Origin of the sequence: Amycolatopsis minnesotensis (genome assembly GCF_039529815.1) — a bacterium.
In the GTDB taxonomy this organism is placed as follows: Bacteria; Actinomycetota; Actinomycetes; order Mycobacteriales; family Pseudonocardiaceae; genus Amycolatopsis; species Amycolatopsis minnesotensis.
Window position 1 is genome coordinate 20,831 of the sequence record NZ_BAAANN010000040.1, and the last position, 25,855, is coordinate 46,685.

The 25,855-nt window shown below is 69.2% G+C and carries 28 protein-coding genes and 3 tRNA genes; 14 read left to right on the forward strand and 17 right to left on the reverse strand.

Annotated features, from left to right (window positions below):
• The first annotated feature begins 60 nt into the window (after nucleotides 1-60).
• From ABD256_RS35835 to ABD256_RS35850, 4 genes are all read left to right on the forward strand, one after another.
• Nucleotides 61-372, forward strand: coding sequence for a hypothetical protein (locus tag ABD256_RS35835; protein WP_344429332.1), 312 nt, complete (start codon nucleotides 61-63; stop codon nucleotides 370-372).
• Between the two features lie 1,680 nt (nucleotides 373-2,052).
• On the forward strand, nucleotides 2,053-2,319 hold the full coding sequence (locus ABD256_RS35840) for an excisionase family DNA-binding protein (RefSeq protein ID WP_344429334.1): 267 nt from the start codon (nucleotides 2,053-2,055) through the stop codon (nucleotides 2,317-2,319).
• Between the two features lie 15 nt (nucleotides 2,320-2,334).
• Entirely contained in the window at nucleotides 2,335-2,535 is a 201-nt protein-coding gene (locus tag ABD256_RS35845; protein WP_344429336.1) for an excisionase family DNA-binding protein, read from the forward strand.
• A 14-nt stretch (nucleotides 2,536-2,549) separates the two neighbouring features.
• Nucleotides 2,550-3,887, forward strand: coding sequence for a tyrosine-type recombinase/integrase (locus tag ABD256_RS35850; RefSeq protein ID WP_344429338.1), 1,338 nt, complete (start codon nucleotides 2,550-2,552; stop codon nucleotides 3,885-3,887).
• 77 nt (nucleotides 3,888-3,964) lie between these two features.
• Here the strand turns inward: ABD256_RS35850 and ABD256_RS35855 are convergent.
• From ABD256_RS35855 to ABD256_RS35870, 4 genes are all read right to left on the reverse strand, one after another.
• Nucleotides 3,965-4,038, reverse strand: a tRNA-Phe gene (locus ABD256_RS35855).
• Between the two features lie 174 nt (nucleotides 4,039-4,212).
• A tRNA-Asp gene (locus ABD256_RS35860) sits at nucleotides 4,213-4,286 on the reverse strand.
• 31 nt (nucleotides 4,287-4,317) lie between these two features.
• Nucleotides 4,318-4,390 (reverse strand) — tRNA-Glu (locus tag ABD256_RS35865).
• Between the two features lie 573 nt (nucleotides 4,391-4,963).
• Nucleotides 4,964-5,206 (reverse strand): hypothetical protein, encoded by a 243-nt coding sequence (locus ABD256_RS35870; RefSeq protein WP_344429340.1) that lies wholly within the window; start codon nucleotides 5,204-5,206, stop codon nucleotides 4,964-4,966.
• Nucleotides 5,207-5,672: 466 nt separating this feature from the next.
• Here ABD256_RS35870 and ABD256_RS35875 point away from each other — a divergent pair, with 466 nt between their 5' ends.
• A complete protein-coding gene (locus ABD256_RS35875) occupies nucleotides 5,673-6,125 on the forward strand; it encodes a hypothetical protein (RefSeq protein WP_344429342.1) in 453 nt (150 codons plus the stop codon).
• A 90-nt stretch (nucleotides 6,126-6,215) separates the two neighbouring features.
• Here the strand turns inward: ABD256_RS35875 and ABD256_RS35880 are convergent, their stop codons facing one another.
• Nucleotides 6,216-6,419 carry a cold-shock protein gene (locus tag ABD256_RS35880; RefSeq protein ID WP_027941311.1) on the reverse strand — a complete coding sequence of 68 codons (204 nt, stop codon included), beginning with the start codon at nucleotides 6,417-6,419 and terminating at the stop codon, nucleotides 6,216-6,218.
• 444 nt (nucleotides 6,420-6,863) lie between these two features.
• Between ABD256_RS35880 and ABD256_RS35885 the strand changes: the two genes are divergently transcribed.
• The 4 genes from ABD256_RS35885 to ABD256_RS35900 all read left to right on the forward strand — a co-directional run bounded on the left by ABD256_RS35885 (nucleotide 6,864) and on the right by ABD256_RS35900 (nucleotide 9,586).
• Complete coding sequence (locus ABD256_RS35885) at nucleotides 6,864-8,078, forward strand: L,D-transpeptidase (protein ID WP_344429453.1); 1,215 nt, start codon at nucleotides 6,864-6,866, stop codon at nucleotides 8,076-8,078.
• A gap of 173 nt (nucleotides 8,079-8,251) precedes the next feature.
• Complete coding sequence (locus ABD256_RS35890; protein WP_344429352.1) at nucleotides 8,252-8,563, forward strand: hypothetical protein; 312 nt, start codon at nucleotides 8,252-8,254, stop codon at nucleotides 8,561-8,563.
• Between the two features lie 4 nt (nucleotides 8,564-8,567).
• Nucleotides 8,568-9,125, forward strand: coding sequence for a SigE family RNA polymerase sigma factor (locus tag ABD256_RS35895; protein ID WP_344429354.1), 558 nt, complete (start codon nucleotides 8,568-8,570; stop codon nucleotides 9,123-9,125).
• Nucleotides 9,125-9,586, forward strand: coding sequence for a hypothetical protein (locus ABD256_RS35900; protein ID WP_344429356.1), 462 nt, complete (start codon nucleotides 9,125-9,127; stop codon nucleotides 9,584-9,586). The genes ABD256_RS35895 and ABD256_RS35900 overlap by 1 nt, the downstream gene beginning before the upstream one ends.
• A 65-nt stretch (nucleotides 9,587-9,651) precedes the next feature.
• On the opposite strand, the gene ABD256_RS35905 is transcribed toward ABD256_RS35900, so the two are convergent.
• Nucleotides 9,652-10,002 carry a hypothetical protein gene (locus ABD256_RS35905; RefSeq protein WP_344429357.1) on the reverse strand — a complete coding sequence of 117 codons (351 nt, stop codon included), beginning with the start codon at nucleotides 10,000-10,002 and terminating at the stop codon, nucleotides 9,652-9,654.
• 423 nt (nucleotides 10,003-10,425) lie between these two features.
• Here ABD256_RS35905 and ABD256_RS35910 point away from each other — a divergent pair, with 423 nt between their 5' ends.
• On the forward strand, nucleotides 10,426-10,962 hold the full coding sequence (locus tag ABD256_RS35910; RefSeq protein ID WP_344429359.1) for a hypothetical protein: 537 nt from the start codon (nucleotides 10,426-10,428) through the stop codon (nucleotides 10,960-10,962).
• 574 nt (nucleotides 10,963-11,536) lie between these two features.
• Here the strand turns inward: ABD256_RS35910 and ABD256_RS35915 are convergent.
• Nucleotides 11,537-11,767, reverse strand: coding sequence for a hypothetical protein (locus tag ABD256_RS35915; protein WP_344429361.1), 231 nt, complete (start codon nucleotides 11,765-11,767; stop codon nucleotides 11,537-11,539).
• Between the two features lie 164 nt (nucleotides 11,768-11,931).
• Here ABD256_RS35915 and ABD256_RS35920 point away from each other — a divergent pair, with 164 nt between their 5' ends.
• From ABD256_RS35920 to ABD256_RS35935, 4 genes are all read left to right on the forward strand, one after another.
• Nucleotides 11,932-12,801 carry a helix-turn-helix domain-containing protein gene (locus tag ABD256_RS35920; RefSeq protein ID WP_344429363.1) on the forward strand — a complete coding sequence of 290 codons (870 nt, stop codon included), beginning with the start codon at nucleotides 11,932-11,934 and terminating at the stop codon, nucleotides 12,799-12,801.
• Nucleotides 12,798-12,977 (forward strand): DUF397 domain-containing protein, encoded by a 180-nt coding sequence (locus ABD256_RS35925; RefSeq protein WP_344429364.1) that lies wholly within the window; start codon nucleotides 12,798-12,800, stop codon nucleotides 12,975-12,977. Before ABD256_RS35920 ends, ABD256_RS35925 begins: the two co-directional genes overlap by 4 nt.
• Nucleotides 12,978-13,164: 187 nt before the next feature.
• Nucleotides 13,165-14,550, forward strand: a complete 1,386-nt coding sequence (locus ABD256_RS35930; protein ID WP_344429366.1) for an MFS transporter — start codon at nucleotides 13,165-13,167, stop codon at nucleotides 14,548-14,550.
• A gap of 20 nt (nucleotides 14,551-14,570) precedes the next feature.
• A complete protein-coding gene (locus tag ABD256_RS35935) occupies nucleotides 14,571-15,128 on the forward strand; it encodes a PaaI family thioesterase (protein ID WP_344429368.1) in 558 nt (185 codons plus the stop codon).
• Between the two features lie 72 nt (nucleotides 15,129-15,200).
• Here the strand turns inward: ABD256_RS35935 and ABD256_RS35940 are convergent, their stop codons facing one another.
• The 10 genes from ABD256_RS35940 to ABD256_RS35985 form a co-directional block, all read right to left on the reverse strand.
• Nucleotides 15,201-17,978, reverse strand: a complete 2,778-nt coding sequence (locus ABD256_RS35940; protein WP_344429370.1) for a serine/threonine-protein kinase — start codon at nucleotides 17,976-17,978, stop codon at nucleotides 15,201-15,203.
• Nucleotides 17,979-18,068: 90 nt separating this feature from the next.
• A complete protein-coding gene (locus ABD256_RS35945) occupies nucleotides 18,069-18,470 on the reverse strand; it encodes a PASTA domain-containing protein (RefSeq protein ID WP_344429371.1) in 402 nt (133 codons plus the stop codon).
• A gap of 652 nt (nucleotides 18,471-19,122) precedes the next feature.
• Nucleotides 19,123-20,106 (reverse strand): glutamate ABC transporter substrate-binding protein, encoded by a 984-nt coding sequence (locus tag ABD256_RS35950; RefSeq protein ID WP_344429373.1) that lies wholly within the window; start codon nucleotides 20,104-20,106, stop codon nucleotides 19,123-19,125.
• Nucleotides 20,106-21,497, reverse strand: coding sequence for a hypothetical protein (locus tag ABD256_RS35955; RefSeq protein WP_344429375.1), 1,392 nt, complete (start codon nucleotides 21,495-21,497; stop codon nucleotides 20,106-20,108). The genes ABD256_RS35950 and ABD256_RS35955 overlap by 1 nt, the downstream gene beginning before the upstream one ends.
• Before the next feature lie 47 nt (nucleotides 21,498-21,544).
• Nucleotides 21,545-22,186: a response regulator gene (locus tag ABD256_RS35960; RefSeq protein WP_344429377.1), complete on the reverse strand. Its 642-nt coding sequence runs from the start codon at nucleotides 22,184-22,186 to the stop codon at nucleotides 21,545-21,547.
• Entirely contained in the window at nucleotides 22,183-23,301 is a 1,119-nt protein-coding gene (locus ABD256_RS35965) for a sensor histidine kinase (RefSeq protein ID WP_344429379.1), read from the reverse strand. Before ABD256_RS35965 ends, ABD256_RS35960 begins: the two co-directional genes overlap by 4 nt.
• A 17-nt stretch (nucleotides 23,302-23,318) precedes the next feature.
• Nucleotides 23,319-23,501, reverse strand: a complete 183-nt coding sequence (locus tag ABD256_RS35970) for a hypothetical protein (protein WP_344429380.1) — start codon at nucleotides 23,499-23,501, stop codon at nucleotides 23,319-23,321.
• 360 nt (nucleotides 23,502-23,861) lie between these two features.
• On the reverse strand, nucleotides 23,862-24,233 hold the full coding sequence (locus ABD256_RS35975) for a VOC family protein (RefSeq protein ID WP_344429381.1): 372 nt from the start codon (nucleotides 24,231-24,233) through the stop codon (nucleotides 23,862-23,864).
• A gap of 109 nt (nucleotides 24,234-24,342) precedes the next feature.
• A complete protein-coding gene (locus ABD256_RS35980) occupies nucleotides 24,343-25,533 on the reverse strand; it encodes an alpha/beta hydrolase family protein (RefSeq protein WP_344429383.1) in 1,191 nt (396 codons plus the stop codon).
• 107 nt (nucleotides 25,534-25,640) lie between these two features.
• Nucleotides 25,641-25,844, reverse strand: coding sequence for a heavy-metal-associated domain-containing protein (locus tag ABD256_RS35985; protein ID WP_344429385.1), 204 nt, complete (start codon nucleotides 25,842-25,844; stop codon nucleotides 25,641-25,643).
• Nucleotides 25,845-25,855 lie beyond the last annotated feature (11 nt).

Sequence of the window (25,855 nt, forward strand, 5' to 3'; positions counted from 1 at the left end):
AGGTCAGCGCATTACCGCGCTACCGCGCTAACCGCGCACCCCTCCAGGAGGTAGATCCCCATGTCCGCGTTCGAAGTCCTGTCCAAGTTCGGCACGCTCGCGCTGGTGCGGTTCACCGCGGCACTCGCGTTGTTCGTCGCCGTCCAGCTGGTCCGGCTGCCGCTGCTCGGCGCCGCGTGGCTGCTGGAGTTCGTCATGCGCGTGATCGACGCGCACCTGTCGAACCTGCTCGGTTCGCGCCCGGCCACCCCGCCGCGTCGGCGGCGCCGGACGCGACGCGCGTCGAGCTGGACCATGCGCCCGTCGCCAGCGGCCCGGCCACCGGTCACGCCGTGGCCGGCCGGGCCCGCCGACACCGGAAACCGGGGGTGAGGTCGAGTGAGTTCCGGGGTGAGCTGGCGGGTGAGTTCGGCCGACACCGGGTGAGTTATTGCACTCGGGGTGAGTTGGGCCCCGGATGGCCTCTGACCTGCGGGAAGTGAGTTGGAGTGAGGCGAGTGAGCCGGATGAGTCGACCCCCGCGAGGGGCCCGAAACCCCCGAAATCCGGGGTCGCGGACACCGGCCGCCCAACTCACTTCGGGGCCCCTCCCCCTCCTGCCAGCGAATGAGTTCGGGATGAGTTGGCGGATGAGTTCGGCCCGGACCGAATGAGTTTTGCATTCCGGGATGAGTTGCCTCATCCAGCCCGTGACCTGCGGAAATGAGGCGAATGAAGCGAATGAGCCGGATGAGTCGACCCCCGCGAGGGGCCCGAAACCCCCGAAATCCGGGGTACGCGCGCCCGGCCGCCGAACTCATTCCGGCCCGCGCCCGGCCGGACCACCGAGCAACGACCAGGAAGGAGCTCCGCCCATGACCAGCGCGTCCGCTGACGACCGGATCACCACCGCAGGCGCCCCCGCGTCGACGACGCGCCCCACCCACCGACCGGACCGCGAAAACCGGGTCTACGGGCCCGTCCAGGCGGGGCGTTCACCCGCTCACCTTTCTCACCTTTCCTGCCGTCACCGCAGGTCAGCGTGGGTGAACAGGGGAGGTGAACACCGAGGAGCATTTCCACCTCCCCGCGCGCCGTTCACCCACCCGTTCACCCACGACTCACCCACCGATTCACCCACCTGTTCACCCGCCGTCGACGCGTCCGCGCCAGTGGCCCGGCCAGTGGATCCGGGCCGGGGCAGTGGATCCCCACTGAGCCATCCACTGACCCGATCCACTGGCCGCGACCAGCGCGAAGCCCATCCCAGTGGGTCAGTGGATCGGCGCCGACCAGGCCGCCAGCGCCCGGGAAACCGGGCCGTGCGGCAGCACCGTGCCATCCACTCACTGGCCGCCGAGGAAGTGAGCGAGGGAGGGAATCGGAAGGGAATCCGGGAGGGAACGACCGAAGGTAAAGGGAATATGCCCTTGCCCGTTCCCTTGCCCCTTTCCCTCGGCCTGACCTGCGGGAACAGGCCCAAAAGGGAACGAAGGGAACGAGGGAACGACCGGGCTCCGGCCCGCCAGACCCCCGAAACGGCGGGTACGGAGGGGACGGGCCCCATTCCCTCCCTCACCGCACCCGGCCACCGATCGGCACCCGCCGCGCCCGTCACCGCCGGGCCGTCCCCGGCAGGGGAAGCTGGCAGGGAGGTAGGCGGGCCCGGGGGAGTTTTCCCCGCCCGACTCCCCGCGGTGCCTCCCCCCGCTGACCAGCGGGAGGGAGGGAAACCGGACCGGGGAGTCTCCCGGCCGCCAGCTGGCCGGCCAGCCGAAACCAGGCCCTTCTCCCCCTCCTGCCAGCCTCCCTCCCCGCCGACCACACCGCCCGGCAGCGGGTTAGCACCCGAGTTAGCCCCGCCGAACCGAGTTAGAAATCTAACTCACGGGTTAGCCGCCCGGAACCGGCCCGCGACCAGCAGGAAGTTAGTCGGGTTAGCCGAGTTAGCCCGCCCGCGCGGGCCCGCGAAACCCCGCCGTCGCGCAGCTGCGCGAGCACGCGACCCCGCTAACTAACCCGCCAGCACCTCGCACCCGGGCCCCAGCCTGCCCATCCCGAAAGGAACCCCCAATGGACGCACAGCTGATCCGCTTTCCGCACCAGACCGACACCGCCGCACCTCACGAGGACGCGCCCTACACCGGCCCCATCCCGACGATCGACCCGTGCAAGACCACCTACACCGTCGAACAGGCCGCCTACCTGATCAGCCTGTCCGTCGATCTCACCCGCGAATACGTCGAGGACGGCACCATTCCCGCGATCCGCACCGCGAACGGTTGGGAGATCCCCCGCGCTCGGTTCATCGAATGGATCGACAACCTGCCCGAAGCCTGACACCTGGAGACCACAGTGGACACCATCACGCATAAGCCGCGCGAACTCCTGAGCGTCGAAGCCGCAGCGGAGCAGCTGTCCATCGGCCGAACCACCATGTTCGCGCTGATTAAGGCTGGACAGGTCGCCACCGTTCGTGTCGGCCGCCGTCGCCTCGTGCCCAAGACCGCCCTGATCACGTACATCGAACAGCTTTCCGTCGCCAAATCGGCTTGAGATTAGGAGGAGCCATGCCACGTAAGAAACGACCCGAGGGCACACGCGCACCCAACGGCGCCAGCTCCATCTACCTCGGCGCAGACGGAAAATGGCACGGCCGCGTGACCATGGGCGTCAAGGAAGACGGCTCACCCGACCGCCGACACGTCGAAAAAAAGACCGAAACCGAGGCCATCGACGCTGTCCGTGAGCTGGAAACCCAGCGGGACAACGGAACCGCGCCCAAGGCCGGGAAAAAGCGCTGGCGGGTCGGGGACTGGCTGACGCACTGGGTCGAGGAAATCGCGCCGCTGAAATGCCGGTACAAGACGCTGGCGGGCTACCGGACTGCGGTGTACCGGCACCTGGTCCCCGGTGTCGGCAACCACTGGATGGACAAGATCGAGCCGCACCACTTCGAGAAGCTGTACGCGAAAATGCTGGATGCCGGGGCAAAACCCGGAACTGCCCATCAGGTGCACAGGACGGCCCGGACCGCGTTCGGCGTAGCTGCTAAGCGCGAGGTGATGCGACGGAATGCTGTCGAGCTGGCCACCGCACCACGGATTGAAGAGGAAGAGGTCGAGCCGTACGACGAAGAGGAAATCGCCCAACTGCTGGCGACAGCGCTCGCCCGGCGCAACGGCGTCCGGTTCGTGCTCGGCCTGGTGCTGGGCACCCGGCAGGGGGAGACGATCGGACTCAAGTGGGAGCGGCTGAACCGCAAGACGAAGCGTCTGCGCGTTCGTAAGCAGCTGCAGCGGCAGACGTGGAAACACGGGTGCGACAACCCGCACAAGTGCGGCGCGAAGTACCACAAGACGAACCGCTGCAAGGAGGACTGCAAACGGCACCACCGCAAGCCCTGTCCATCGCCGTGCCCGGCCGACTGCACGAGCCATGCCCGATGGTGTCCGCAGCGACACGGCGGCGGCCTGGTCGAGGTGGACGTGAAGTCGAAGGCTGGCCGCCGCGGCTTCGTGGTTCCGGACCAGCTGTTCGACCTGCTCATGCGCCACGAGCAGGAGCAAGCGAAGGAGCGGGAGCACGCTGGTTCCGAGTGGGAAGAGGGCGGGTGGATGTTCACCCAGCCCAACGGCCGGCCGATCGACCCGCGCCGCGACCTGGACGAGTGGAAAGGCCTGCTGGAGGAGGCCGGGGTGCGCGAGGGGCGGCTTCACGACGCGCGCCACACGGCGGCCACGGTGCTGCTGCTGCTCGGCGTGCCGTTGCCGATCGTCATGGAGATCATGGGCTGGTCGAATTCGAGCCAGGCGAAGCGCTACCAGCACGTCACCGCGACCATGCTGGAGAGCCTGGCGCAGCAGCTCAACGCGTTCTTCTGGAAGGCCCCGGAAGACGGGAACTGAGACGGGAACTGAGACGGCCGAGACACGAAACAGCCCCCACCGAAGCCGGTGGGGGCTGTTTTCGCAGGTAGTGACTGTGGCCAGGGCCGGGATCGAACCGGCGACCTTCCGCTTTTCAGGCGGACGCTCGTACCAACTGAGCTACCTGGCCGTCCCACCGGAACACTCGGAGGTCACCACGAGATCCGGTGCTGGTTTCCGATGACCGGACCACGTCGGAACGCAACGAGCTCGCACCGTGGGGGTCCGGGGGGCTCGGCCCCCCGGGAGTTTCGGCGAGTGCTGATGGTCCGGTGTCAAGCGGACACGACTACACCAAAACGAGCGACCCTGACGGGACTCGAACCCGCGACCTTCGCCGTGACAGGGCGACGCGCTAACCAACTGCGCCACAGGGCCTTACTGTTGTGCCTGGTCTAACTGTACTGCGTACTCCCAACGGGATTCGAACCCGCGTTGCCGCCTTGAAAGGGCGGAGTCCTAGGCCGCTGGACGATGGGAGCCCGATCAGTTTCGGCGAACCGACCGACCGCGCTCTCAGGTCCCCCTGGGAGCGAAGCCAAGCATACGGCACGCGATGACCACCCGTGGAAACCGGGGTGGGCTAAGCCGATCACGGCTCCTTGAGCTGCATCGATGATGTCATCGGGGCCGCGGGGTGTCGAATGAACAGCTCGCGAACGGGCGGGCCGCGCGGCTCGCCCGGGTGCGGCCGAACGGGTGGTCGCGCACCGTGAGCGGACGGGTACCCGCTCGCTCGGGGGCCGCAGCGGTGTCGGCGAGGGTGACTGCCGTGGAACGCGGGCGAAGGGCGCGGGAATGTGGCTCGTACCGCGGAAGATCGACACCCCGCGAAGGGGGTGGAGCCGACGCGCGGGCGCGGATCCCAGGCGGGAACGATCAAGAAAAACGGCGTTACAGCCGACTTCCGCCGACGTTGATCGGCGAAAGAACTTCCGACGTACTGAAGGTCACGCGGGATGGATGTTTGCCCGGGGCCCCTGGCCTCAGTATGTTTTTCGTGCGTGGGGACGGGTGCGACCAGGGGGTGCACCCGTCCCCACGTGCGTTTCTGGTCAGCGCTGGACCGGGGCCTGCCCGTCGTCGTCGGGGGTCAGGCCCAGCATGTCGAGCAGCCGCGAGCAGTCCTCCACATCGGTGGCGCCCCGGGCGACGGCCAGGCGCGCCCGCCGCACTTGATCGTCCGACACGCGCTGGCTGTCGCCATTGCCGCTCCGCTGGGCGGGGACGCCGCCACCGGCCATCTCGCCGCCTTCGTGCCGCAGGAGGAACTGCCGCACTTCCACAGACCCGCTCATAGCTCCTCCGTACGGCTCAACAACAACTTTGGCCGCGAGGCTACTGAGCGCGAGAGGCCCCACACAGCCCCCCGCAGAGTGAACCTGTGGACACGCAGGGTGCCGAACGGCGTAGCGGTGGGATGAACCGATGGCAACGAGAACGTGACACCTCTGTCGGAATTTTTGTCACGACCACTCGCCGTTCCGCCGAACTCGTGTAACAATCATCGTGCTGACACACCCCCGGTCAGCGCCTGTGGAGATCCCCTCCGGCCCCCGCGTTCCTCCCCCTGGCGCGGGGGCCTCTCCATGTCCGCACTCGCAATTCCGGGAACGCCGGTTAATTGCTCTGCGTGAGGTGGCATGTGGGCCGGGTAGGCGATAATCAGCCGTACGGCCTAGCGTTTCGCGAGTTTTGACGACACGCCGTGTGTCTCACGCCACAGACGCTTGGTGCTCGAGACCGAACCGTTATCGTGACGGGGTGCCTCTTCCCTCACTTGGACGTTTCAGCACCCGCACGAACCTCAAGGCCGTGAATCCGGGCAAGCACCGGAACTCCGCCGCGAAGGAAGCGGAGACCGCTGTCGAAGACCATGAACTCACCAGCTACCTCGCCGCGCTCGCGCCCGACTCCGACCCGGAGAGCACCGGCACCGGCAAGCGCTTCGGCGAGGCGCAGGTCTACCAGCTTCGGATGAACCTCATCGCCAGCGAGCAGCTCAAGGACATCGCCCACGAGCGCGGCACCTCACCGCAGGCGCTCGCGCAGGAGTGGATCCTCGAGCGCCTGTCCTGGGAGGGCCAGGCCGCGTCGCAGCAGCGTCGTCAGGCCCCGCCCGCCCGGCCCGCGGCCCCCGTCATGGACGACGACTTCACCGACAAGTTCCACTTCGACCACGCGTGGCCGGAGCAGCCGGTCGCCGGCCGGCTCTGACGGTGGCCGGCGACCTTCCCGCGACATGAAACGGGCCCGGCGCTTGGCGCCGGGCCCGAGACACGAGCTTGATTTCGTCCGCGTGGGACCTCAGATGACACGGACCTTCTGGGCCTGCGGCCCCTTCTGGCCCTGACCGACCTCGAACTCCACGCGCTGGTTCTCTTCGAGGGTGCGGAATCCGCGCCCATCGATCTCCGAGTAGTGCACGAACACGTCGCCCTCGCCGCCGTCCTGGGCGATGAAGCCGAAGCCCTTCTCGGCGTTGAACCACTTCACAGTGCCTTGCGCCACCGCTTTACTCCTCGTTACAGATCCGCATCGGCGACCGCCGTGGCGAACGCCGGGCCGTCCCGGGCGGTTCCAACGAGTCGAGCAAAGAGCGGGTCGGCTCCCTGGCTCGCGTCAGAAGTTCCGCGAGTGTGAAGCCACGAACACGCAAAACGACGGCCTGGCACGAAGCTTACCGGGATCTGGCGAAATCTGAACCCCACAGAAACCCCCGTTCCCCCTGATGGCCGGACGCCGGTCACCGAAACGTTGCATGCCGCGCCGAGGTCCTGTCGGACCCACCCGTTACGCTCTTGACCGCACCGCGACGCCTAGGCGGTGGAAGCACGACGAGCGACCTCAACCCCGATGATCGTGATCTTTGTCACGTTTCATCCGGTCAACTTCCGGGCCTGGCCGGGCGTCATTCTGTGGGGACAAGGGGAGTAAAGGGGCATACGGGTGACAATGAACGACAGCAGGCGCCGTCGGCGGGCGGCCACCGCATTCCTCGGTCTGGGACTGAGCATCGCGATCGGCATGAGCGCCTGCTCCAGCGGTTCGAGCGCGCCGGAGGCAGCGCCGGCCGCGAACCAGGATCAGCACGCGGGCGGGCAGGAGACACCCGCCGCGGCTGCGAAGATCACCGCACTGCCTGCCGGCGGCGCGCAGAGCGTCGCGCCGGGTGATCCGGTGAAGGTCACCGTCGCGGACGGCACCATCCAGTCGGTCACGCTGACCAACCAGGACGGCAAGCAGGTCGGCGGCGAGCCTTCGCCGGACAAGAAGAGCTGGGCCACCACCGAGCCGCTCGGCTACGGCAAGACCTACACCTGGGCGGGCACCGCGGTCGGCACCGACGGCAAGCCCGCGCAGCTTTCCGGCGCGTTCACCACGGTGGTGCCGAAGCGCCAGATGCAGGGCTCGCTCAACGTCGGCGACGGGCAGGAGTACGGCATCGCGATGCCGATCGCGCTCACCTTCGGGAGCAAGGTCACCGACAAGGCCGCGGTCGAGAAGGCGCTTTCGGTGGAGACCACGCCGAAGGCCGAGGGCTCGTGGGCGTGGGTCGAAGGGGACACCTCCGTGCACTGGCGGCCGAAGGAGTACTTCAAGCCGGGCACCCAGGTGAAGGTCAACGCCAAGCTCTACGGCGTGAAGATCGGCGAGGGCGTGTACGGCAAGCAGGACGTCGCGGCCGGGTTCAAGATCGGCCGCTCGCAGATCGTCAAGGGCAACACCCAGTCCCACCGCATGCAGGTGGTCAGGGACGGCCAGCAGATCGCCGACTACCCGGTGAGCTACGGGCTCGACTCCGATCCCGGCCGCGTGACGCACAGCGGGACCCACGTCGTGATGTCCAAGCACCCGACGTACTCGATGAGCAACCCGCGCTACAACTACACCGACGTCAACGTGCCGTGGGCGGTCCGGATCTCCAACAACGGCGAGTTCATCCACGGCCTCGCCGCGTCGATCTGGGCGCAGGGCAAGAAGAACATCTCGCACGGCTGCCTGAACCTGTCGCCGAAGAACGCCAAGGAGTACTTCGACGGCGTGCTCCCCGGCGACCCGGTGGAGATCGAGGGCAGCACCCAGCAGCTCTCGGCGAAGGACGGCGACTACTCGGACTGGACCTACTCCTGGGAGGACTGGTCCAAGAAGTCGGCGCTCAACAGCTGAGCATGAGCACACCGGACGGCCAGGAAGCCACTGACGGCTTCCTGGCCGTCCGTCTGTCCGGAGAGGCGGGCGGAAACCCGTGAAGATCGATGCAACCCACCTCGGCCCCGCGCGCATGTCTAACGGCAGAGGCGCCGCCGAACGACGGCGGTGCCACGGACCTAGGAGACTCCTTGCGCACTCGAATCACCTTGTGGGCCGGCGCACTGCTGCTGGCGGGCGGTATCGCGGCCGGGACGGCCGTGGCGAGCGCGACCCCGCAGCCTTCGACGCCGCAGGCACCGGTGCCCACCTCGGCGCCGGGCGCGCCGGCGCAGCCCGCGCCCGCGCCGCCGGAGGCCAAGCCGACCGTCACGCGCCCGGCGCCGGCGGACAAGAGGCCCACCACCGCCCCGGCCCAGCGGCGCCCTGCCGCGGTGCCGGGCAAGGTGCCCGCCGGTCCGACCGGCGACCTGCACCTCCCTGCCATCTTCGGTGGCAACTGACCTGGTGACCGACCAGCACCTCCCGGGTACCGGGCGGGGCTCGCCGTGGGACGGTGAGTTCGCCCGGTACTTCGGCGAGCGCGCGCACACCCTTCGCGCCACCGCCTACCTGCTGTGCGGCGACTGGCACCACGCGGAGGACATCACCCAGCAATCCCTGCTCAAGCTGTACCTCGCGTGGCCGCGGCTGTCGCGGCGCGACATGCTCGACGCCTACGCGCGCAAGGTCGTGCTGCGCACGTTCCTCGCCGAGCACCGGCGGCCGTGGCGCCGTCGTGAGCGGCTCACGGACGTGCCGCCGGAACTGCCCGGCGACGGCGATACCGGTACCGAGCAACGGATGCTGGTGCTGCACGCGCTCGGCTCGGTCCCGCCGAAACAGCGGGCCGTGCTGGTGCTCCGGTACTGGAACGATCTGAGTGTCGAAGAGACCGCCGCGGCGCTCGGCTGCTCCACCGGGACGGTGAAGAGCCAGAGCGCGCGGGGGCTCGACACCCTGCGCAAGCGTTTGGGGCCGTATTTCGGCGGCGTGCTGTCCGGGACCGGAAGGGAGGTGACCTGATGCCCGACGAGGACCTGAAGGAACTGCTCGGCACCGCCGGGGCGGCCGACGGCCCGCCGATGGGGTTCTCCGCCGAGGAGATCATCGGCCGTGGTGGCCGGATCCGGCGGCGGCGCAAGGGATTCGCGGTCGCCGCGACGTCGGTGGCCACCGCGGGCGCGATCGCGGCGGTCGCGCTGCTGGCACCGTCGCGCACCCCCGCCCCGCCGGTGCAGCCCGCGGGGCCGAACGTGGTCACGTCGTCCGTCACGGCGCCTCCCCCGTCGAGCGAGCCCAAGCCGGCGCCGCCCGCGCCGGTGGACCCGTCGCGAACGGCAAGGCCGGAAAGCTCGCCGTCACAGCAGGGAAAGCGCGGACCGGTGCGGACGTCGACCGCTGAGCACCCGCCCGCTCCACCAGCGGCCTCGACACCGTCGATGGTGGCACCACCGGAGACGCGCCCGCGCACGCCGGGGCGCTAGTCATTTCCTCCACAAGGGACAGTCCACTGTGGAGGAAATGCGGCCATGGCTCCGCGGTCGTGGCGTCAGTCGGCCCGCCGGGAGCCTGGGGGCTGGAGTTCGGTGTCGTCGACGGCCCGGTAGTGGTGCCGCGCCGCGCGCAGCCGCTCCTCGGTGCTCGTCGCCTTGGCGTCCGGCGTGGCCGCGATCGAGCGCTTCGCCTGCCGCACGATCTCCAGCGTGGTGGCGTCCATCGCGACGTCGCCGCGCAGCACGGCGTCGAGCACCGGTGACACCGGGGTCATCCGCTGGGTGACCTCGCTCAGCAGGGTCACTGCCTCGGCAAGGCCGGGCAGGACGGTGTCGTATTCGTCGTCGGCCGTCGCCGTCGCCATCGCCGTTGCCGTTGCCTTCGCCTTCGTCGGCACCTTCTCCACGCCCGCCTCCTCCTCGTCCGGCCGCACCATCTTGCCCGTGCCGGCGCGACAAAACCACCTCGACTTGGTTACGCGTTGTCGATACCTGACGGCGCGCGATGCGCCAGCAGGGGCATGATCAGGTAACCAGGTGCCGCAGTGTGACATCCCTCCGCGCGGCAGGTGCTGACCGAGACCAAAAAGTTGAAATTTTCCGACCCTGGCGTTGATCGATGAAGCGCGACCCCCTCGGCATGCTTCTCCGCCGGTGAGAGGTCAAGGGAGCATCGTCTGCGACGCATTTACTTAAAGACACCGGCCGACTACGCTCCATCATGAAGACTGAGGCCGTCGCCGGGGAGGGAAGCGTGCCGTGTCTGCGTCGATTTCGGCTGGGCGGCCAAGCCAACTGGTCGAACCGGCAAGGCCGAGGGGGCTGCGCAGATGGATGGACACAGGTGGGGCGGCTGGAAGCAGGCGGTCGACCCTCGCGGCCTGCACGCGAACGTGGTCGCGGCGGCGAACACCGCCACTATGCGAGCGCTCGCCACGCAGGTCGAATGGGAGGGCCGTGCGGCGGAAACGTACAAGTCCAGCGTGCCGACCCAGGTTGACGGCCTGAATGCAATAAAAGACCTTGGTATTCAGATGCGCAATTCCATGAACGATCTGGCAAATGGCATAGAAGCTTTTTGGCTCATGGTAAGGGCGACACTCTCTGCGCTGGCCATCGCCGTGCTGGCCGCGATTCTCGGCGCCGCCTCCGTCGTAGGGATACCTGCCGCCCTTGTTGTGCTGGTCGGGGCCATCGGTGCCGCCATTAACGCGATCTTCACTGCCGTCGGCGGGGTGGAATCCCTCGTGAACACTGTCTCCGCCCAGCAGAACGCGATCGTGGACAAGATCAAGGAGCTTGGCGGCCGGTGGGCCAGCACGGACACCGGCGGCATGTCCGAGAAGTCGGCCTGGGAAGTCAGGTAATGACGCAACCGCCGTATACGTCCGCTCCTGAGTACCGTTGGATTCCGCTGGAGATTGTCGCCAGGATACGCGGCATATTGCCCCGCTTGGGGGTGGTAACCATGGTCTTGGGGGTGGTCCTCGCGGTAATCATCCCGATCGTCGGCTGCCAATTGCCGACCTCTTATGCTGGCTCTACGGCCGTCACGGCCAGTCTGGGCGGCTTCGCCGCGTTTTGCCTCCTCGTTTCGGGTGCAGTTGTCCTCTTTTCGCGATCCTGCGTTTCAACTGGGTGGCTGAAGTGTAAAACTGCTTACAACTGCCGCTCAGCACTTTCCACTGCCTTCGCAGGATCGCTAGGCGCTTTCTCGAGTTTTATCATTCTCTATCCGGTTGCGGTATTGGATTCGGGAAATCATCCTCCTCAACCGCAGTTGCACTTCACGTTACCCATAGTCTTGTACATGCTGTCTCCTGTTCTCATCGCTGCGTTGACAGGCGTGAACTTCTTTGTCGCCAATCGGCTCTTGCGGCCCTCGCCCGCGCTGCTGCATCGGTATTCGCGACCTGGTCCCGGGTGGTAGTGCTGCGGTGGTCAGCGGTTCTTCTCCGCTGATTCCGCCTCGGCTTTCGCGCGGCGGTCGGCGACGGCCGCGTTCACCACCTCCGCCAGTTTGTGCAGGCCGCGTTCGCTGGTGTCGAGGACCAGTCCCGCGGCCTCCCGGTCGAAGGTGAATTCGGTGCAGCCGTCGTGGCAGGTCAGGAACGTGATCTCGGTGCTGTCCTCGATCCGTGCCCACGCGGACATCCCCATCGTGTGGCCCATGACTTCCTCCGTGGTTTCGCCGTGTCGCGGTGCCCGCGCCGGGGTGGCCGATCACTACGCTGGCCGTGCGGCTGAACACCGACAGTGTTGTGTACAGTACCCAATGCTAAGAGTTCTGTAATGCTTTCCATGAGTGCAAACGGGTGAACCTCCGGGAGGATCTGATGGCTGGAGTGCCGACCGTTCCGCGTCTGTTCCTCGGTGAGGCGTTGCGGCGGCTGCGCGCCGAGTCCGGCAAGACGCTGGACGAGGCCGCCGCTGCCACGGGCCGGAACCGGATCCAGCTGATCCGGGTGATCGACGGCAAAGGCACGATCACCGCCGACGAGCTGGAGCAACTGCTCGACTTCTTTGGTGCGACACCGAAGCAGAAGCGGGAACTCCTCGCCCTTGGCGTCGAGGCGCGCAAACGTGCGAGCAGGCGCCCCTACACGGACCTGTTGCCCGGCGCCTACGAACGGTTCACCGATCTGGAGTCGATGGCGTCCGAGATCTGGCGCTACGAAGTGGGTGAAATCCCGGCGCTGCTTCAAATCCCGGAGTACATCGAAGCCCAGATGATGATGGCCGACGGTGTCTGGTGGCAGTCGTCCTGGGAAGAGCGCCGCAACCGGATCACCTTCCGGCTGGAACGCCAGAAGCTGGTCATGGAAGCGGAGCAGCCCAAGGCGATTCGGTTCATCATCACCGACGACGCACTGCGCACGCCCATCGGCGGCACGGGGATCATGACCCGTCAGCTCGAACACATCCTGCGGGTCATCGATGAACACCCCAATGTCACCGTGCAAGTGCTGTCCGCTACCGAACCGCAAAACCCGGCCCGCTCGGGCGGTCTGATCCTGTTGCACTTCGGCGAGTTGTTGCGCCCGGTCGGCTTCCTGCCGGTCGTCTACGGACCCTCCACCTACTTCGACGAGCCGGAGGACACTGGCCCGCTGATGCGGGTGTTCGGCAAGCTCGAAGGATTGGCCCTGAGTCCGGACGAGTCCCGTAGGCTCGTTGCGGATCTGGTGAAGGGACGAGCAACATGACCCGCGATACCGGCTGGTTCAAGACCAGCCACAGTAGCCCCGCCAACGACAACTGTGTTGAAATCCGCATCACGGGCGAGGTCGTCGGCGTCCGTGACTCCAAGGCCCCGGTGAGCGGCACGCTCCAGGTCTCCTCGGCCGCCTGGGCCACTTTCCTCGCCCGCGCCTCGAACTAGCTCGGCCGCGACCCGCCGCCAGCGCAAAAAGTTGAGAATTTCCGACTCCCGCTCCGACCAGCGGTAACGTAGCCCATTCGAGTGAGTCGGGCTGGCCGGAAGCGGTCAGCGGACTGGACAAAACAGACAGTTCCCCTACGGTCGAGGCACTGCGAAGGGCGTGTGCGCACGGACTGGGAGGGCGGCGATGGCCGAAGAAGCGGTGCTCGGGGAGACGGAAGCGCCCAAGGAGGCGCCACCCGAGCAGATCAGGAAGGCCGTCGCGGGATCCGCGATGGGCAACTGCATCGAGTGGTACGACTTCGGGGTCTTCGGCTTCATGCCCGCGATCCTCGGGCAGGTGTTCTTCAACGCGGCCAGCACGTCCGAAGGGGCGCTGGCGACGTTCGCGGTGCTCGCCATCACCTTCGTGGTGCGGCCGTTCGGCAGCTTCGTGTTCGGCCCGCTCGGCGACCGCATCGGCCGCCAGAAGGTGCTGGCGCTGACGATCATGCTGATGTCCGGCACCACGTTCCTCATCGGACTGATGCCCTCCTACGCCACCATCGGGCCCGCCGCCGCGGTGATCCTGGTGCTGCTGCGCGCCATCCAGGGCTTTTCCGCCGGTGGCGAGTACGGCGGCGCGGCGACGTTCATCGCCGAGTACGCGCCGGACCGCAAGCGCGGGTTCTGGGGGAGCTGGCTCGAATTCGGCACCGTGCTCGGATTCGCGATGGGCGCGGGCTTCGTCACGCTCTTCACCGTCCTTTTCGGAGAGGCGGCCATGCTCGACTGGGGCTGGCGCCTGCCGTTCCTGATCGCGGGGCCGCTCGGCCTGGTCGGGCTGTACCTGCGGACCAAGCTCGAAGACACCCCGCTGTTCGTCGAGCTGACGAAGAAGCAGAAGGTCGAGAAGGCGCCGCTCAAGACGCTGCTGACCAAGCACTGGTCGTCGATCCTGCACCTGATCGGGATCGTGGTGCTGCTCAACATCGCCGACTACATGGTGATCACGTATCTGGAGACCTACCTGAAGGACGTGGTCGGGTTCGGCGGGAACACCCCGCTGCTGATCATGCTCGCCACCATGGTCGGCGTGCTGCTGCTGATCGTGCCGGTGGGCAGCCTGTCCGACCGGATCGGCCGCAAGCCGATCCTGATCACCTGCGTGCTGTCGTTCCTTGCGCTGCCGATCCCCGCGTTCAGCATCATGCGCGCCGCCGGTGACGACAAGAACGCGCTCCAGCTGACGCTCGGTGTCGTGATGATCGCCGTGCCGCTCGTGCTGATCCTGTCCGTGGTGGCCTCGACGCTGCCCGCGATGTTCCCGACGCAGGAACGGTACGGCGGTTTTTCCATCGGCTACAGCGTTTCCACCGCCGCGTTCGGCGGGACCGCGCCGTACGTCGTGAGCAGCCTCGTCGACGGCACGGGCAACACGCTGTGGCCGGCCTACTACCTGATGGGCGCCGCCGCGGTGGCCGCGGTGCCGATCCTGCTCCTGCCCGAAACCGCGGGTGTTTCGCTGCGCGGCATCGTGAACTCGCGGATCGCGCAGCGCAAGCGGGCCAAGGCGGTCCCTGCCACCGGCTGAGCGCCGGTTACCGTTGCGGGATGAAGAACTCAGGCGAGGCGTGGCCGCCGGAGGGCACCGAACCGGTGGCCGCGCACCCGGACGCGCCGGGACCAGGGACGAAGCTCGGCGTGCACTTCTCGGAGTGCTTCGGCTGCGGTGACGAGCAGGACGGCGGCCTGCACATGGAGTCGACGGTCGGCGACGGCCTGACGGTCAAGTCGCAGTTCACCGTCACCGAGGCGCACCAGGGCGCGCCGGGGCTCGCCCACGGCGGGCTGCTGGCCTGCGCGTTCGACGAGGCGCTCGGCTCGGTGGCGGGGAACCTCCTGCGCCTTCCCGCGGTGACCGGACGGCTCGAAACGGACTTCCGGCGACCGGTGCCGGTCGGGTCGACGCTGTTCATCACCGCGACGCTCGACGGCATGGACGGCCGCAAGATCTACGTCAGCGCGGAGGGCAGGCTCGACGCCGAGGACGGGCCGGTCGCGGTACGGGCGCGAGCACTGTTCGTCACGGTCGAGTTCGACCACTTCACCACGCACGGCGATCCCAACGCGTGGAAGAAGATGCGCGACTCGAACCGCGTGAACCCCTGACGCGCCGGGGCTTTCGCCCCTGATGGCCACCATGACGGCACCGTGCGCCCGAAACACGGCGCGCGGGCCGGGTCAGGTGAGGGTGCGCGGGCGGATCGCGTTCGCCTTGTCGACGAGTTCGACGCGTTGCTCCACGCTGCCCGCGAGCCTGGCGAGCATGCGGTAGCAGCGCTCCAGCCCGAAGCGGAGGTCGCGTTCGGACAGTGCGCAGCCGAGCACCCTGCCCTGGCGCGGCCCCGAGCCAGCTTTCCCGACCCAGGCGTGCGCGGCTTCGAGCACCTCGGCGGACAGGCGGGTGCGCCGCTCCGCGTCGAGGGTGAGCCGTTCGAGCCTGCCGGAGGCGTCCACGAGATCCGCTTCGGACACCGCGTTCGCGTCATGGCCGGTGCGCGTCTTGATCTTGATCGCGGCCACCTGCGCGGCGGTGTAGTGCGTCGACGACTTCGGCACCGACTCCAGCACCTCGATCGCGCCCGCCCGCGCGCCCTGCGCGAGGTAGACGCGCGCGAGACCGAACGCGGCGCTCACGTACGAATGATCGGTGCGCCAGACCAGTTCGTAGAACCGCGCCGCGCCGAAGTAGTCGCCGATGCCCTCGGCGCTCACCGCGAGCGCGAGCTTCGGCGCGATCTCGCCGGGGAGGTCGTCGTAGACGGTCTCGAAGGCGACGTGCGCGACGCGCGGGCGCCCGCCGGTCAGCTCGATCAGCCCGCGGTACCAGTCGATCCGCCAGTCGTGCGGGAAACCGGCCTTGATGGCGAGGTACTGCGCCGCCTGCAACTGCCGGTTCGCCTCGGTCAGCTCGCCGAGTTCGATCCGCGCGCGCACGATCCGCAGCCGGACCTCGATCGACTCCCTCGGCGCGCCCGCGAGCGCTTCGATCGCGGTGCGCGGATCGGCGGAGACGACCGTGGCGAGCACGCCCGCGGCGGCGTCGCCGGTGTCGGCCTGCGGGATCGGCAGCCCGGCGACGACCTCGCCGGTGTCCGGGAGCGGCACGTTCTGGCCCTGCTCCGGCACCACCATGTCCACGCCGAAGGTGTTCGTCTCCGGACCGTACACAGTGGACGATCCTGGCCTCGGTTTCCCGGTGCCCAGCGCCATGATCTCGCGCAGCACCCCGGTGAGCTGGTCGCCCATGTCCTCGGCGGAGATGAACCTGCGGTCCGGGTCGGTGTGCGTCGCGCGCTTGAGGAAGCGGTAGTAGGAGCCGAAGAGCGCGAACAGCGGCACGTCCTCGGGCCCGGGCAGGGTGGTCTTGTACTTGCTGGTGTAGCCGGAGAACTCGAAGCTCAGCACGGCGAGCGTGCGCCCGACGGTGTAGAGGTCCGACGCCACCGACGCGCCGCGCTTCGCGAGCTCGGGCGCGCTGTAGCCGGTGGTGAAGAACAGCGGGCTCTCGTAGTCGTCCATGCGGCGCACGGCGCCGAGGTCGATCAGCTTGAGCTGCTCGTGCGTCTGGATCACGTTGTCCGGCTTGAGATCGCAGTACAGCAGGTGCTGGCTGTGCAGGTAGCCGAGCGCGGGCAGGATCTCCAGCCCGTAGGCGATCACCTGGCCGATCGGCAGCGGCTCCGCGCGCCCGGTCGCCCGGTGGTGGGCGAGCGCGAGCTGGCGCAGCGACTGGCCGCCGACGTACTCCATCACGATGTAGCCGACCGAGTTGCCGGTCTTCTCGTCCGCGTGCTGCACGAAGTTGTGGATCTTGACGATGTTCGGGTGCTCGACCTCGGCGAGGAAGCGCACCTCGTTCGCCGCGGCGGTCAGCGCGGTCTCGTCACCGGAGTCGATCAGTCCTTTGAGGACGACCCAGCGGTCGCTGACGTTGTGGTCCTGCGCGAGGTAGATCCAGCCGAGGCCGCCGTACGCGAGCGCGCCGAGCACCTCGTACTGGCCGCCGACCAGCTCGCCGGGATGCAGCTTCGGCACGTACGAGAACGCGGTGCCGCAGTTTTCGCAGACGCCTTCGGGCGAGCCGGGTTCGGTGCCGGTGCCGCGACCGACCTTGGCGCTGCACTTGCCGCAGAAGCGCTTTTCCTCGGACACCACCGGGTTTTCGAGCACCGCCGAGGCGGGATCGCGGTAGGGCACCTGCGGGACGTCGACGAGCCCGGCGCCGAGCCTGCCGCGCCGCGAGGTGCGCGACGACGTCCGGCGGCCGGTGCCGGGGAACGCGCCGGAGCCGGTGCCGGACCCCGTGCCGTGGCCGGTACCGGTGCTGCCGCGGCCGGTCCCGGTATGCCTGCCGTCGCTCGATCGCTCCGGCAGCACGCTTTCCGTGCCGGGGTCGGGCAGCGGCACGTCCTGGCCCGCGTTGACCAGCGGGGTGGGCGGCTGGATGCTCTGCGTCTCCGGGGTGGGCGCGGACAGCACGCTGGTGGGCTGCGGGGGCTGCCACGGCTGCTGCCGGAATCCCTGCGGCGGCTGGGGCGACTGGGGCGACTGGGGCACCTGGCGCGGCGGGTAGGGCTGGTTCCCGGTGGCGGTGCGCGGGTGGGGCTGGTTGCCGGGCTGGGGGTACGGCCGGTTCCCGGTTGGCGGGTGCGGCTGGTTCCCGGTCGTGGCGGGCGGTGGCTGGTGCTGCGTGGCGGCGGGCGGCGGTTGCTGTTGCTGCGCCGCGGGCGGCTGCGGGGGCGCTGGCGGCAGCACCGCGGGCCGGATGACCGTCGGCGGGTCCTGGCGCGGCGCGGGCTGGGACCCGGTGAGCACGTCGGGCGACCGCGTCCACCCGGTGCCGGGGCCATCGGAAAGGTCGCCGGTGGCACGGTCGATCGGCGCGAACTCGCCGGTCGCCTCGTCCGGGTCCTCGTCGGGTGCCCGGTGACGGGCACGGCGCGACTCCTCCGACACGGCTACCTCCTCCAGCTCGCCGCGGGTGACCCCTGCGATCCTAGAGGCCACGCGGGCGGCGCGGGTCGGCGCGCTCGCGGGTGGTGCTGGTCAGTGGTCGCTGTACATCGTCGCGGTCAGCGTGATCGTGGTGTCCGCGGCGACCTTCGCGCCCGCCGGGGGATCCTGGCCAGCCTGCACCCAGTCGCGATCGACGAGCAGCGGCCTGCCGAGGCCCTTCCCGTCCACCTCGCGGAGGTTGTGCAGGCCCGCCGCCTGGATGGTGTCCTGCGCCTGCTGGTGGTTCATCCCCGCGACGTCCGGTACCTCGATGAGCTGTGGTTTCGACACCGGCGCCGCCGATGCGCGCGCCACGTTGCGGGTGCTCGGCGGCCCTGCCACGGTCACCGTCACCTCGGCCTGCGGCGGTGCCGGTGCCTGCGCCGTGCACGCGCCCGTGACGGCCAGCACGGCCACCGCCCCGGCGGTGGCGCGGACGTGAGATCTGTTCACGGTGCCTGCCCTCAGCTCTCCCCATCCGGAAACTCTGCCGGATGGTGGTTTCTCGTGAAAGAGCGCCGCGGTGTTACGCCTCTTGCGCGATCCGGTGAACTCCGCGCCCCGAGGTCGGGGCATCGGCAGCGCCATGCTCTGGCTGTGGCGTCAGGAGTGCGGTGTCGCGTGTCGTGAAGGTGCTCTTGGGGGAATGTGGTGCCGTGGGGCACTTTCAGGGCATGGGCATGGGCATGGGCATGGCTGTGTCGTATGTGGTGAGGGGCGGGATTGTGGCGTCGGATTCCCCGAAGGCGTCCTTCAGGGACCAAGTCCCGGCGGCGCCCCGGGCGGCTTCGCGTTTCTGCCACCCATCGCACCGGAATGGACGCGCGCATCGATGCCGCGAAGGTGACCTTCGGAGACTCCTGACGCCGCGAAGTTTGACCTTCGGGGCACCAGTGGCGTCATGTCGCGTGCGGTGGCGGCCGCGGTGTTGCGTGCCCTGAAGGGGCCCTTGAGGGAATCTGACGCCGCGAAGGGCGCCTTCAGGGCGTGGGCGTGGCTGTGTCGTATGTGGTGAGGGGCGGGATTGTGGCGTCGGATTCCCTGAAGGCGTCCTTCAGGGACCAAGCCCTCCCGGCAGCACCAGCCCGCGCCTGGCCGGTGGCGGTTACTTGTACTCGCCCTGCGGCGGATCGGCCGGTGGCAGCTTGCCGGTGAGCCAGGAGTTGTAGCTGTCGCGCCACGGCCCCGCGCGCACGGTGTCGAGCACCGAGTTCACGAACCCGACCATGTCGGTCTGGTCCTTCGGGATGCCAATGCCGTAGTTCTCGGTGCTGAACCGGTCGCCGACGACCTGCAGCGTCGGGTCCTGCGCGGCCATCCCGGCGAGGATCACGTCATCGGTCGACACCGCGTCGACCTGGCCCTGTTGCAGCATCACCAGGCAGTCCGACCAGTTGTCCACCGCGACCGGCACCGGTTTCGCCGCTTCGGCGGCGATCCGCGGCAGCGAGGTCGACGACTTCGTCGCGCACACCTTCTTCCCGCCGAGGTCGCCGAGCTTCTTCGCGGGCGAGTTCTTGTTCACCAGCACCCGCTGCCCCGCGACGTAGTACTTCGACGAGAAGTTGATGTCCTTCAACCTGTCGCAGGTGATGCTCATGGTCCGCACCACGACGTCGACCTCGTGGTTCTTGAGAACCGGGATCCGTTGCGAGGACGGGATCGCGCGGTAGCGGATGGTGCCCTGGTCGGTGCCGAAGATGGCCTTCGCGATCTGCTTGACCATGTCGATGTCGAAGCCTTCGAGCTCACCGGTCGTCGGGTTGCGGAAGCCGAAGAGGTACGTGGTCTGGTCCACGCCCGCGATGAGCTGGCCGCGCGACTTGATCTTCGCCATGGTGGAGCCGGCGGTGACCGAGGTGCCGGTGGGCGCGGTGCTGCGCGTGTCGCAGCTCGCGTCGGCCGCTCCGCCGCCACCCGCGGACTTCGCGGGCACCTCGGCGTTCGCGGGCAGCGGCCTGCCCGCCGCGCCGACGGGAGCCGGTTCGATCGGCTTGCCCGCGCTCCCGCAGCCCGCCGCGACCAGCGCGATACCGGTGGCCAGCGCGGCGAAGGTGACCCTGGTGCCCCGGGTCGTCAGCGTCCTCATCAGCGGTACTCCCTCAGCCGCTCGCGGATGCCCATCGTGACCCCGGCCGCCGCGACCACGGCCAGCACGGCGAATCCCGGTGCCAGCAGGGTGAGCGCGCGGTCGGCGCCACGGGTGGCGTCCAGGAAAGCCTGCCTGCCGACGTCGATCGCCGCCACCAGGTTGCCGTCGAGGCGGGTGAACGCGGCCGCCGCGCTGCCCTCGGCCTTCGGGTCGATCGCCAGCGTCACCGCGCCGTTGTAGTCACCCGTGTCGTCGCGCTTGCGGACCTCGCCGTGCGCGGCGAACCACGCCTTCGCGTCCTTGATCGCGGCCTCCACGTGCGCCGCGGAATCCTGCCCCGCCGTCATGTCCTTGGCTTCGCCGAGCAGGCCGCCGGTGCCGTCGGTCTTCGCGAGCGCGCTCGCGAGGACCATGAAGTCCTTCTCGTACGCGCCGCCTTCGCCGCGTGCGACGAGCGTCAGCGTCTCGTCGGTCCGCGCCTGCAGCGCCGCGATCCTGGCCCGCACGAGCTGGTCGACCTGCTTCGAGCCGTCGTCGGCGCCGTTGCCGACGAGCACGCCCTGCACGACGACGGCGACCGCGCCCCACAGCAGCGCCAGCACCACCGCGCCGGTCGCGACGACGAGCCCGATGTTCAGCACGCGGTTGGTGCGGCGCGTGAGGTAGACCTGCGTGACCACGAGCGCCGCGACGAGCGCGAGCACCAGCAGCGTGGTGAACCACGGCACCGCGGTCGCGTCGTCCTGCTCCTCGGCGAGCCGCTCGGTGTCGATGCGGTAAAGATCTTGCGCGGCGGGCAGGATCTTCGAGCGCATCAGCTCCGACGCCTCGCGCAGATAGGCGCCACCGGCGGGGTAGCCGAGCCGGTTGTTCGCGCGCGCCGTCTCGACGACGCCGGTGTAGACGGGAAGCTGCTGGCTCAGGACAGCCACCTGCGCGGCCGCGTCGTCGACCCCGGCCGAGTCCGACGCCGCCTTCGCGAGCGCGGCACCGGCCTGCGCGATGTCGGTGTCGTAGCGCTGCCGCAGCTCCGGCGGCTCGGTGCCGATGGAGAGGAACGCGCTCGCCGCCGTCGCGTCCGCGTCCGACAGCGACCGGTACACCTGCTGCGACGCGGCGGCGAGGGGTTCGCGGTGGTCGATCAGGTCGTTGATGGTGTCCTTGCGGTCACCGATCACGATGGTCCCGACCAGCCCGGTCAGCAGCGACAGCAGCACCAGCCCGACCGCGATGACCGACAGCCGCCCCGGCGTCTTCGCGGCCGAACGCGCGATGCCCCGGACCGCGGCCGCGGGGAGGTCGAGCAGCCCGGCGAGGCCCGATCGAGAGTCGGCCGGCGGCGATTCCGTCCCGCCGGGCGAGCCCGTCCGCGTCGCGGTGCTCGTCATCGCACAGCCCTCCACCCCTGAAGTCACTAGGGCACGAAGGTATCCGATCAGGTCAGGTCGTGGTCCACGGCGTAGCGGACCGCCTCGGCGCGGTTGCGCACGCCGATCTTCGCGAAGGCGTTGTTGATGTGCGTTTTCACGGTGGCCTCGCCGATGAACAGCTCGCTGGCGATCTCGGCGTTGCTCAGCCCGGCACCGATCCGGCCGAGCACCTCGGCCTCGCGCGCGGTGAGCCCGTCCGGCAGCACCGCCTTCGGTTTCGCGCGCCGCTGCCCGGAAAGCGCCGCGACCAGCCGTTCCGACACGCCCGCGTCGAAGGTCGACTGCCCGGCCGCGGCCGAACGCAGCGCGGAGGCGATTTCGAGCCGCCCGGCGTCCTTGGTGAGGTAGCCGCGCGCGCCCGCCCGCAGCGCGCCCGCGATGGACTCGTCGTCGTCGTAGGTGGTGAGCACGAGCACGGCGGTGCCGGGATGGTCGCGCGTGACGCGCTTGGTCGCTTCGACACCGTCGAGCACCGGCATGCGCAGGTCCATCAGCACCACGTCCGCGTGCTGCCGGGCGAGCAGCGCCAGTGCCTGCGCGCCGTCGCCCGCGGAGCCGACCACCTCGATGTCGTCGAGCAGGCCGAGCAGCGCCACCAGGCCCTCGCGCATCACCTGCTGGTCGTCGACCACCACGACCCTGATCACTCCGGAACCTCCGCCGTCACGATCCATTCGCCATTCCGCCGCCCGGAGGACAGCGTGCCACCGGCGAGCGCGAGCCGTTCGCGCATCCCGGTCAAGCCGAAGCCCTCGCCGGGTTCGGCTTCCGCGGCGGCGTTGCGCACTTCCAGGCGCACCGCGTTCGCGTCGAAGTCGAGTGTGACCGCGATCGGCTCTCCTGGCGCGTGTTTGGCCGCGTTTGTCAGCGCCTCGCGCGCGATCGCGGCGAGCGAGACGGCCGCGGCCGAGGACAGCGCGCGCTCGGTGCCGGTGGTGTCGAAGCGGACCGGAGTCGCGTGGTCCGCGCGGTGCGCCGCCACGAGCCCGGTCACCGCGGCTGCCAGCGAAGGCACGTCCCGGCGCAGCGCGGTCACCGCGTTCCTCGCCTCGGCGAGCCCGGTCGCGGCGAGCCGCCGCGACCGCCGCACCGTGCTCATCGCAGTGTCCACATCGGACTTCTCAAGCAGTGCCTCGGCCAGTTCGAGCTGGACGCCGAGCGCGCCGAGTGAGTGCGCGAGCACGTCGTGGATCTCGCGCGCGATGCGGTTGCGCTCGTCCAGCGCGGCGGCGCGGGCGTGTTCCTCCTGCGCGAGCTCGGTCTGCGTGAGCAGCTCCTCGGCCTGGTAGGCGCGCAGTTCGTACTGGCGCCGGTTGAGGCCGAGCAGCAGCAGGAGGAGCAGCACGCCGGAGTCGATGAGGGTGTCCGAAAACGGTTGCTGCGCCAGGAAAGCGGGCAACATCGCCAGCACCATGTCGGTGACGCCGACTGCGAGGATCGCCGCCACGCTCGGCGTGATGAGCGAAGCGAACCGGCCGACCGAGATGATGCTGATGATCAGTGCCGACGAGTCGTCCGCGCAGCCGACCAGCGCGCCGGAGAGCAGCGTCGTCAGCGCGAGCATCACCGCGGCGAGCCCCAGCCGCGTCCGCTTCAGTTCGAGCAGGGTGAACGCGAGCCAGCACGCCGCGCTGACGCCGTACCCCGCCCATACCCACGGCGAATGCTCGCGCGCGGTCGCGAGCGTCGCGGCGATGAACAGCGTGCCCAGTACGTGCACCACGAGCCACGCCGGCGCGATGTTGTCCGGCAGCTTCCGCATGGCACCTCGCGGAGTGGTCAGTGGTGATCGCTCAGCTTGGTGATCAGCTCGACCAGGATCAGCCGGTAGGCGAGGAACCCCAGCAGTACCACCACGCCGACGATCACCAGGGTGATCAGCGTCTTGCCCTGCATCTTGCCTCCCGACATCGATTCCTGCGCCTTGTTCGCGGCCATGCGGATCAGGTCTTCCTTCTTCATGACCGGGACGGTAGGAACCCGGGCGCTTCCCGGGGACCACACTGCGGTGGAGATCGGGGTGGAGATGGCGGGGGAGGTTTTCGCTGGGGCATGTTCGCGGGGGCGGGCGCCTTCGAGGTGAGATTGCTCGGATGTCCTGAAGGAGCCCCTCACGGCGTTGGATTCCCTGAGGGGCACCTTCAGGGAATCAGCGTGGCCCCGTTGCGCGGTGCTCGGCCTCGATGACGTCGGCGAAGTGGTACGGCCTGCCGTCGAGGATGCGGCGCAGCCGGGACATCTCCGCGCACGGTGACGGTGTGATCGGCGTGCCGCGGGTTCAGCGCGGACGGAAGGTACCCGTACGCCGGGAAGTGACGCGGATCAGCTGCTGCGCAGGCACACGCAGAACGGGTGCCCGGCGGGGTCGGTGAGCACGCGCCACCTGTCGCCGCCCGGCTGGAACTCGGGCTTGCCCGCGCCCGCGTCGAGCAGCTTCTTCTCGGTGGCGTCCAGGTCCTCGACCACGAAGTCGAGGTGGAACTGCTGGGGCACCTCGGCGCCGGGCCAGCGCGGCGGCGCGAACTCGTCGGCGCGCTGGAAGCCGATCGGGACCTGGCCTTCCCGGGAAACCATGGCGTAGTCGACCTCGCTGTGCGCGATCTCCCAGCCGGTCACCTGGTGGTAGAACTCCGCGAGGACGCGGGGGTCGGGGCAGTCGAGCGTGACCATGACGAGCGTTGCGGTTGATGTCATGCGTGGAACGCTATGCGGCAAACCTGACAGATCACGTCAGGTATTCCGAGCGCACTTTTCGATGCCCTGAAGGTGCCCTCCGGGGCATCAGATTCCCTCAAGGGCACCTTCAGGAGACGAAGTCGATGTCGGGGTGGGCGGGGGAAGGGGCGTCCAGGAGGTGGTCGTCCACCCCGCGCAGGAAGCGGTCGAAGAACGACGCGACGTAGGCGTGGTTCGCGGCGAGCGCGGCGGCCGGGTCGACGGTGCCGATCCGCTCCGACGCCGGTTCCGGCAGGCCGTGCAACTGCGGCTCGATCGCTTCGGCGTCGGTGAAGGACGCGTGCTTGGAATCGCGGAGCAGAAGATCGCCGCGCCAGCCGGTCGAGTGCTGCCACAGCGCGTTCCACGACGGCCGCGCGTGGTGCCCGCCCCGTTCGTGCCCGAGCAGCAGGAACGGCCGGTCGACACCGTCGGCGGCCACGCTCGAAAGCTCGTCGCCGGTGTCTTCGGGGGTGTGGGACAGCAGGCCGTCCATGTTCACTGCGGCCTTGACGCGCGGGTCGTCGTGCATCGTCTGCAGCGCCGCGAACCCGCCCCCGGAGTGGCCGAAGACCCCGATCTCGCCGAGGTCCATCGCGCCGAGCAGGCCCGGCACGCGCACGCCGATTTCGGGCAGCCGGTCCAGTACCGAGCGCAGGTCGCCGACGCGGCGGGTCAGCGTGTTCCGCAGCAGGCTCGCCGGCGGCGGGCCCTCCGGCGGGATCAGCTCCGGCAGCACGGTCCGTTCGACCCGGCCGCCGGGGAACTCGACCCCGGCCGCCTCGTAGGTGTGGTCCACCGTCACCACCAGGTAGCCGCGGCTGGCCAGGTCCTCGACGGCGGTCGTGTTCCAGGTGCGCGGATCGCCGGCGCCCGCGCCGTAGAGCACCACCGGCCGCGGCCCGCCGCGAAGGTCCACCGGCGCGCCGACGTGGGAGTGCGTCTTCGTGGCCGCCCAGTCGACGAGACCGGTCGGCACGCCCGCGTTGCCCGGTCCCGCGAACTCGTCGTACGCCTTCGCGGCGCCGGGAAGCATGTGCGGCGCGACGGGGTACCGCTCGGCGTCGCGAGCCGGGTAGAAGACGCTCACCATCAGCTCGCGGTACGGCTTCTCCGGCTTCCACGGATCGTGGCGCGCCGGGTCGACGAGCCGCAGCGAGGCGGTGCCGACCTGCGCGGGACCGCTCGGCGGCGGCAGCACGGGCCGCTGGAGCCCGTCGGCGTAGGCGGTTCCGGTGGTGGTCAGTGCGAGCGCGAGCGTCAGCGACGTGAGTTTCACGACGCTCGACGCTAGGCACGCTCCGATGCCGCGGGAGCCGGGTCAGCCCCCAGGCCGGCGGGGGTTTTCCCGAATCGCCTCAAGTGCGTTTAGCCCGCTGAACGCACTCAGGCGAGCGCGTAGCCTGCTTCCTCCACGGCGGCGCGCACGTCGTCGACCGCGAGCGGCGCTTCGCTGGTCACCACGACGGAACCGGACTCGACGTCGACGTCGACCTTGGCGACGCCCGCGAGCGCCTCCACCTCTTCGCGCACGGCACCGGCGCAGTGGCCGCAGGTCATTCCGGTGACGGTGTAGCTGGACTCGGTCATCGAGGGCACTC

Coding starts and splice junctions, on each gene's coding strand:
- ABD256_RS35835 (WP_344429332.1), top strand. CDS start 61: ATGTCCGCGTTCGAAGTCCTGTCCAAGTTCGGCACGCTCGCGCTGGTG.
- ABD256_RS35840 (WP_344429334.1), top strand. CDS start 2,053: ATGGACGCACAGCTGATCCGCTTTCCGCACCAGACCGACACCGCCGCA.
- ABD256_RS35850 (WP_344429338.1), top strand. CDS start 2,550: ATGCCACGTAAGAAACGACCCGAGGGCACACGCGCACCCAACGGCGCC.
- ABD256_RS35870 (WP_344429340.1), bottom strand. CDS start 5,206: ATGAGCGGGTCTGTGGAAGTGCGGCAGTTCCTCCTGCGGCACGAAGGC.
- ABD256_RS35885 (WP_344429453.1), top strand. CDS start 6,864: ATGAACGACAGCAGGCGCCGTCGGCGGGCGGCCACCGCATTCCTCGGT.
- ABD256_RS35900 (WP_344429356.1), top strand. CDS start 9,125: ATGCCCGACGAGGACCTGAAGGAACTGCTCGGCACCGCCGGGGCGGCC.
- ABD256_RS35910 (WP_344429359.1), top strand. CDS start 10,426: ATGGATGGACACAGGTGGGGCGGCTGGAAGCAGGCGGTCGACCCTCGC.
- ABD256_RS35915 (WP_344429361.1), bottom strand. CDS start 11,767: ATGGGCCACACGATGGGGATGTCCGCGTGGGCACGGATCGAGGACAGC.
- ABD256_RS35920 (WP_344429363.1), top strand. CDS start 11,932: ATGGCTGGAGTGCCGACCGTTCCGCGTCTGTTCCTCGGTGAGGCGTTG.
- ABD256_RS35925 (WP_344429364.1), top strand. CDS start 12,798: ATGACCCGCGATACCGGCTGGTTCAAGACCAGCCACAGTAGCCCCGCC.
- ABD256_RS35930 (WP_344429366.1), top strand. CDS start 13,165: ATGGCCGAAGAAGCGGTGCTCGGGGAGACGGAAGCGCCCAAGGAGGCG.
- ABD256_RS35935 (WP_344429368.1), top strand. CDS start 14,571: ATGAAGAACTCAGGCGAGGCGTGGCCGCCGGAGGGCACCGAACCGGTG.
- ABD256_RS35950 (WP_344429373.1), bottom strand. CDS start 20,106: ATGAGGACGCTGACGACCCGGGGCACCAGGGTCACCTTCGCCGCGCTG.
- ABD256_RS35955 (WP_344429375.1), bottom strand. CDS start 21,497: ATGACGAGCACCGCGACGCGGACGGGCTCGCCCGGCGGGACGGAATCG.
- ABD256_RS35965 (WP_344429379.1), bottom strand. CDS start 23,301: ATGCGGAAGCTGCCGGACAACATCGCGCCGGCGTGGCTCGTGGTGCAC.
- ABD256_RS35970 (WP_344429380.1), bottom strand. CDS start 23,501: ATGAAGAAGGAAGACCTGATCCGCATGGCCGCGAACAAGGCGCAGGAA.
- ABD256_RS35975 (WP_344429381.1), bottom strand. CDS start 24,233: ATGACATCAACCGCAACGCTCGTCATGGTCACGCTCGACTGCCCCGAC.
- ABD256_RS35985 (WP_344429385.1), bottom strand. CDS start 25,844: ATGACCGAGTCCAGCTACACCGTCACCGGAATGACCTGCGGCCACTGC.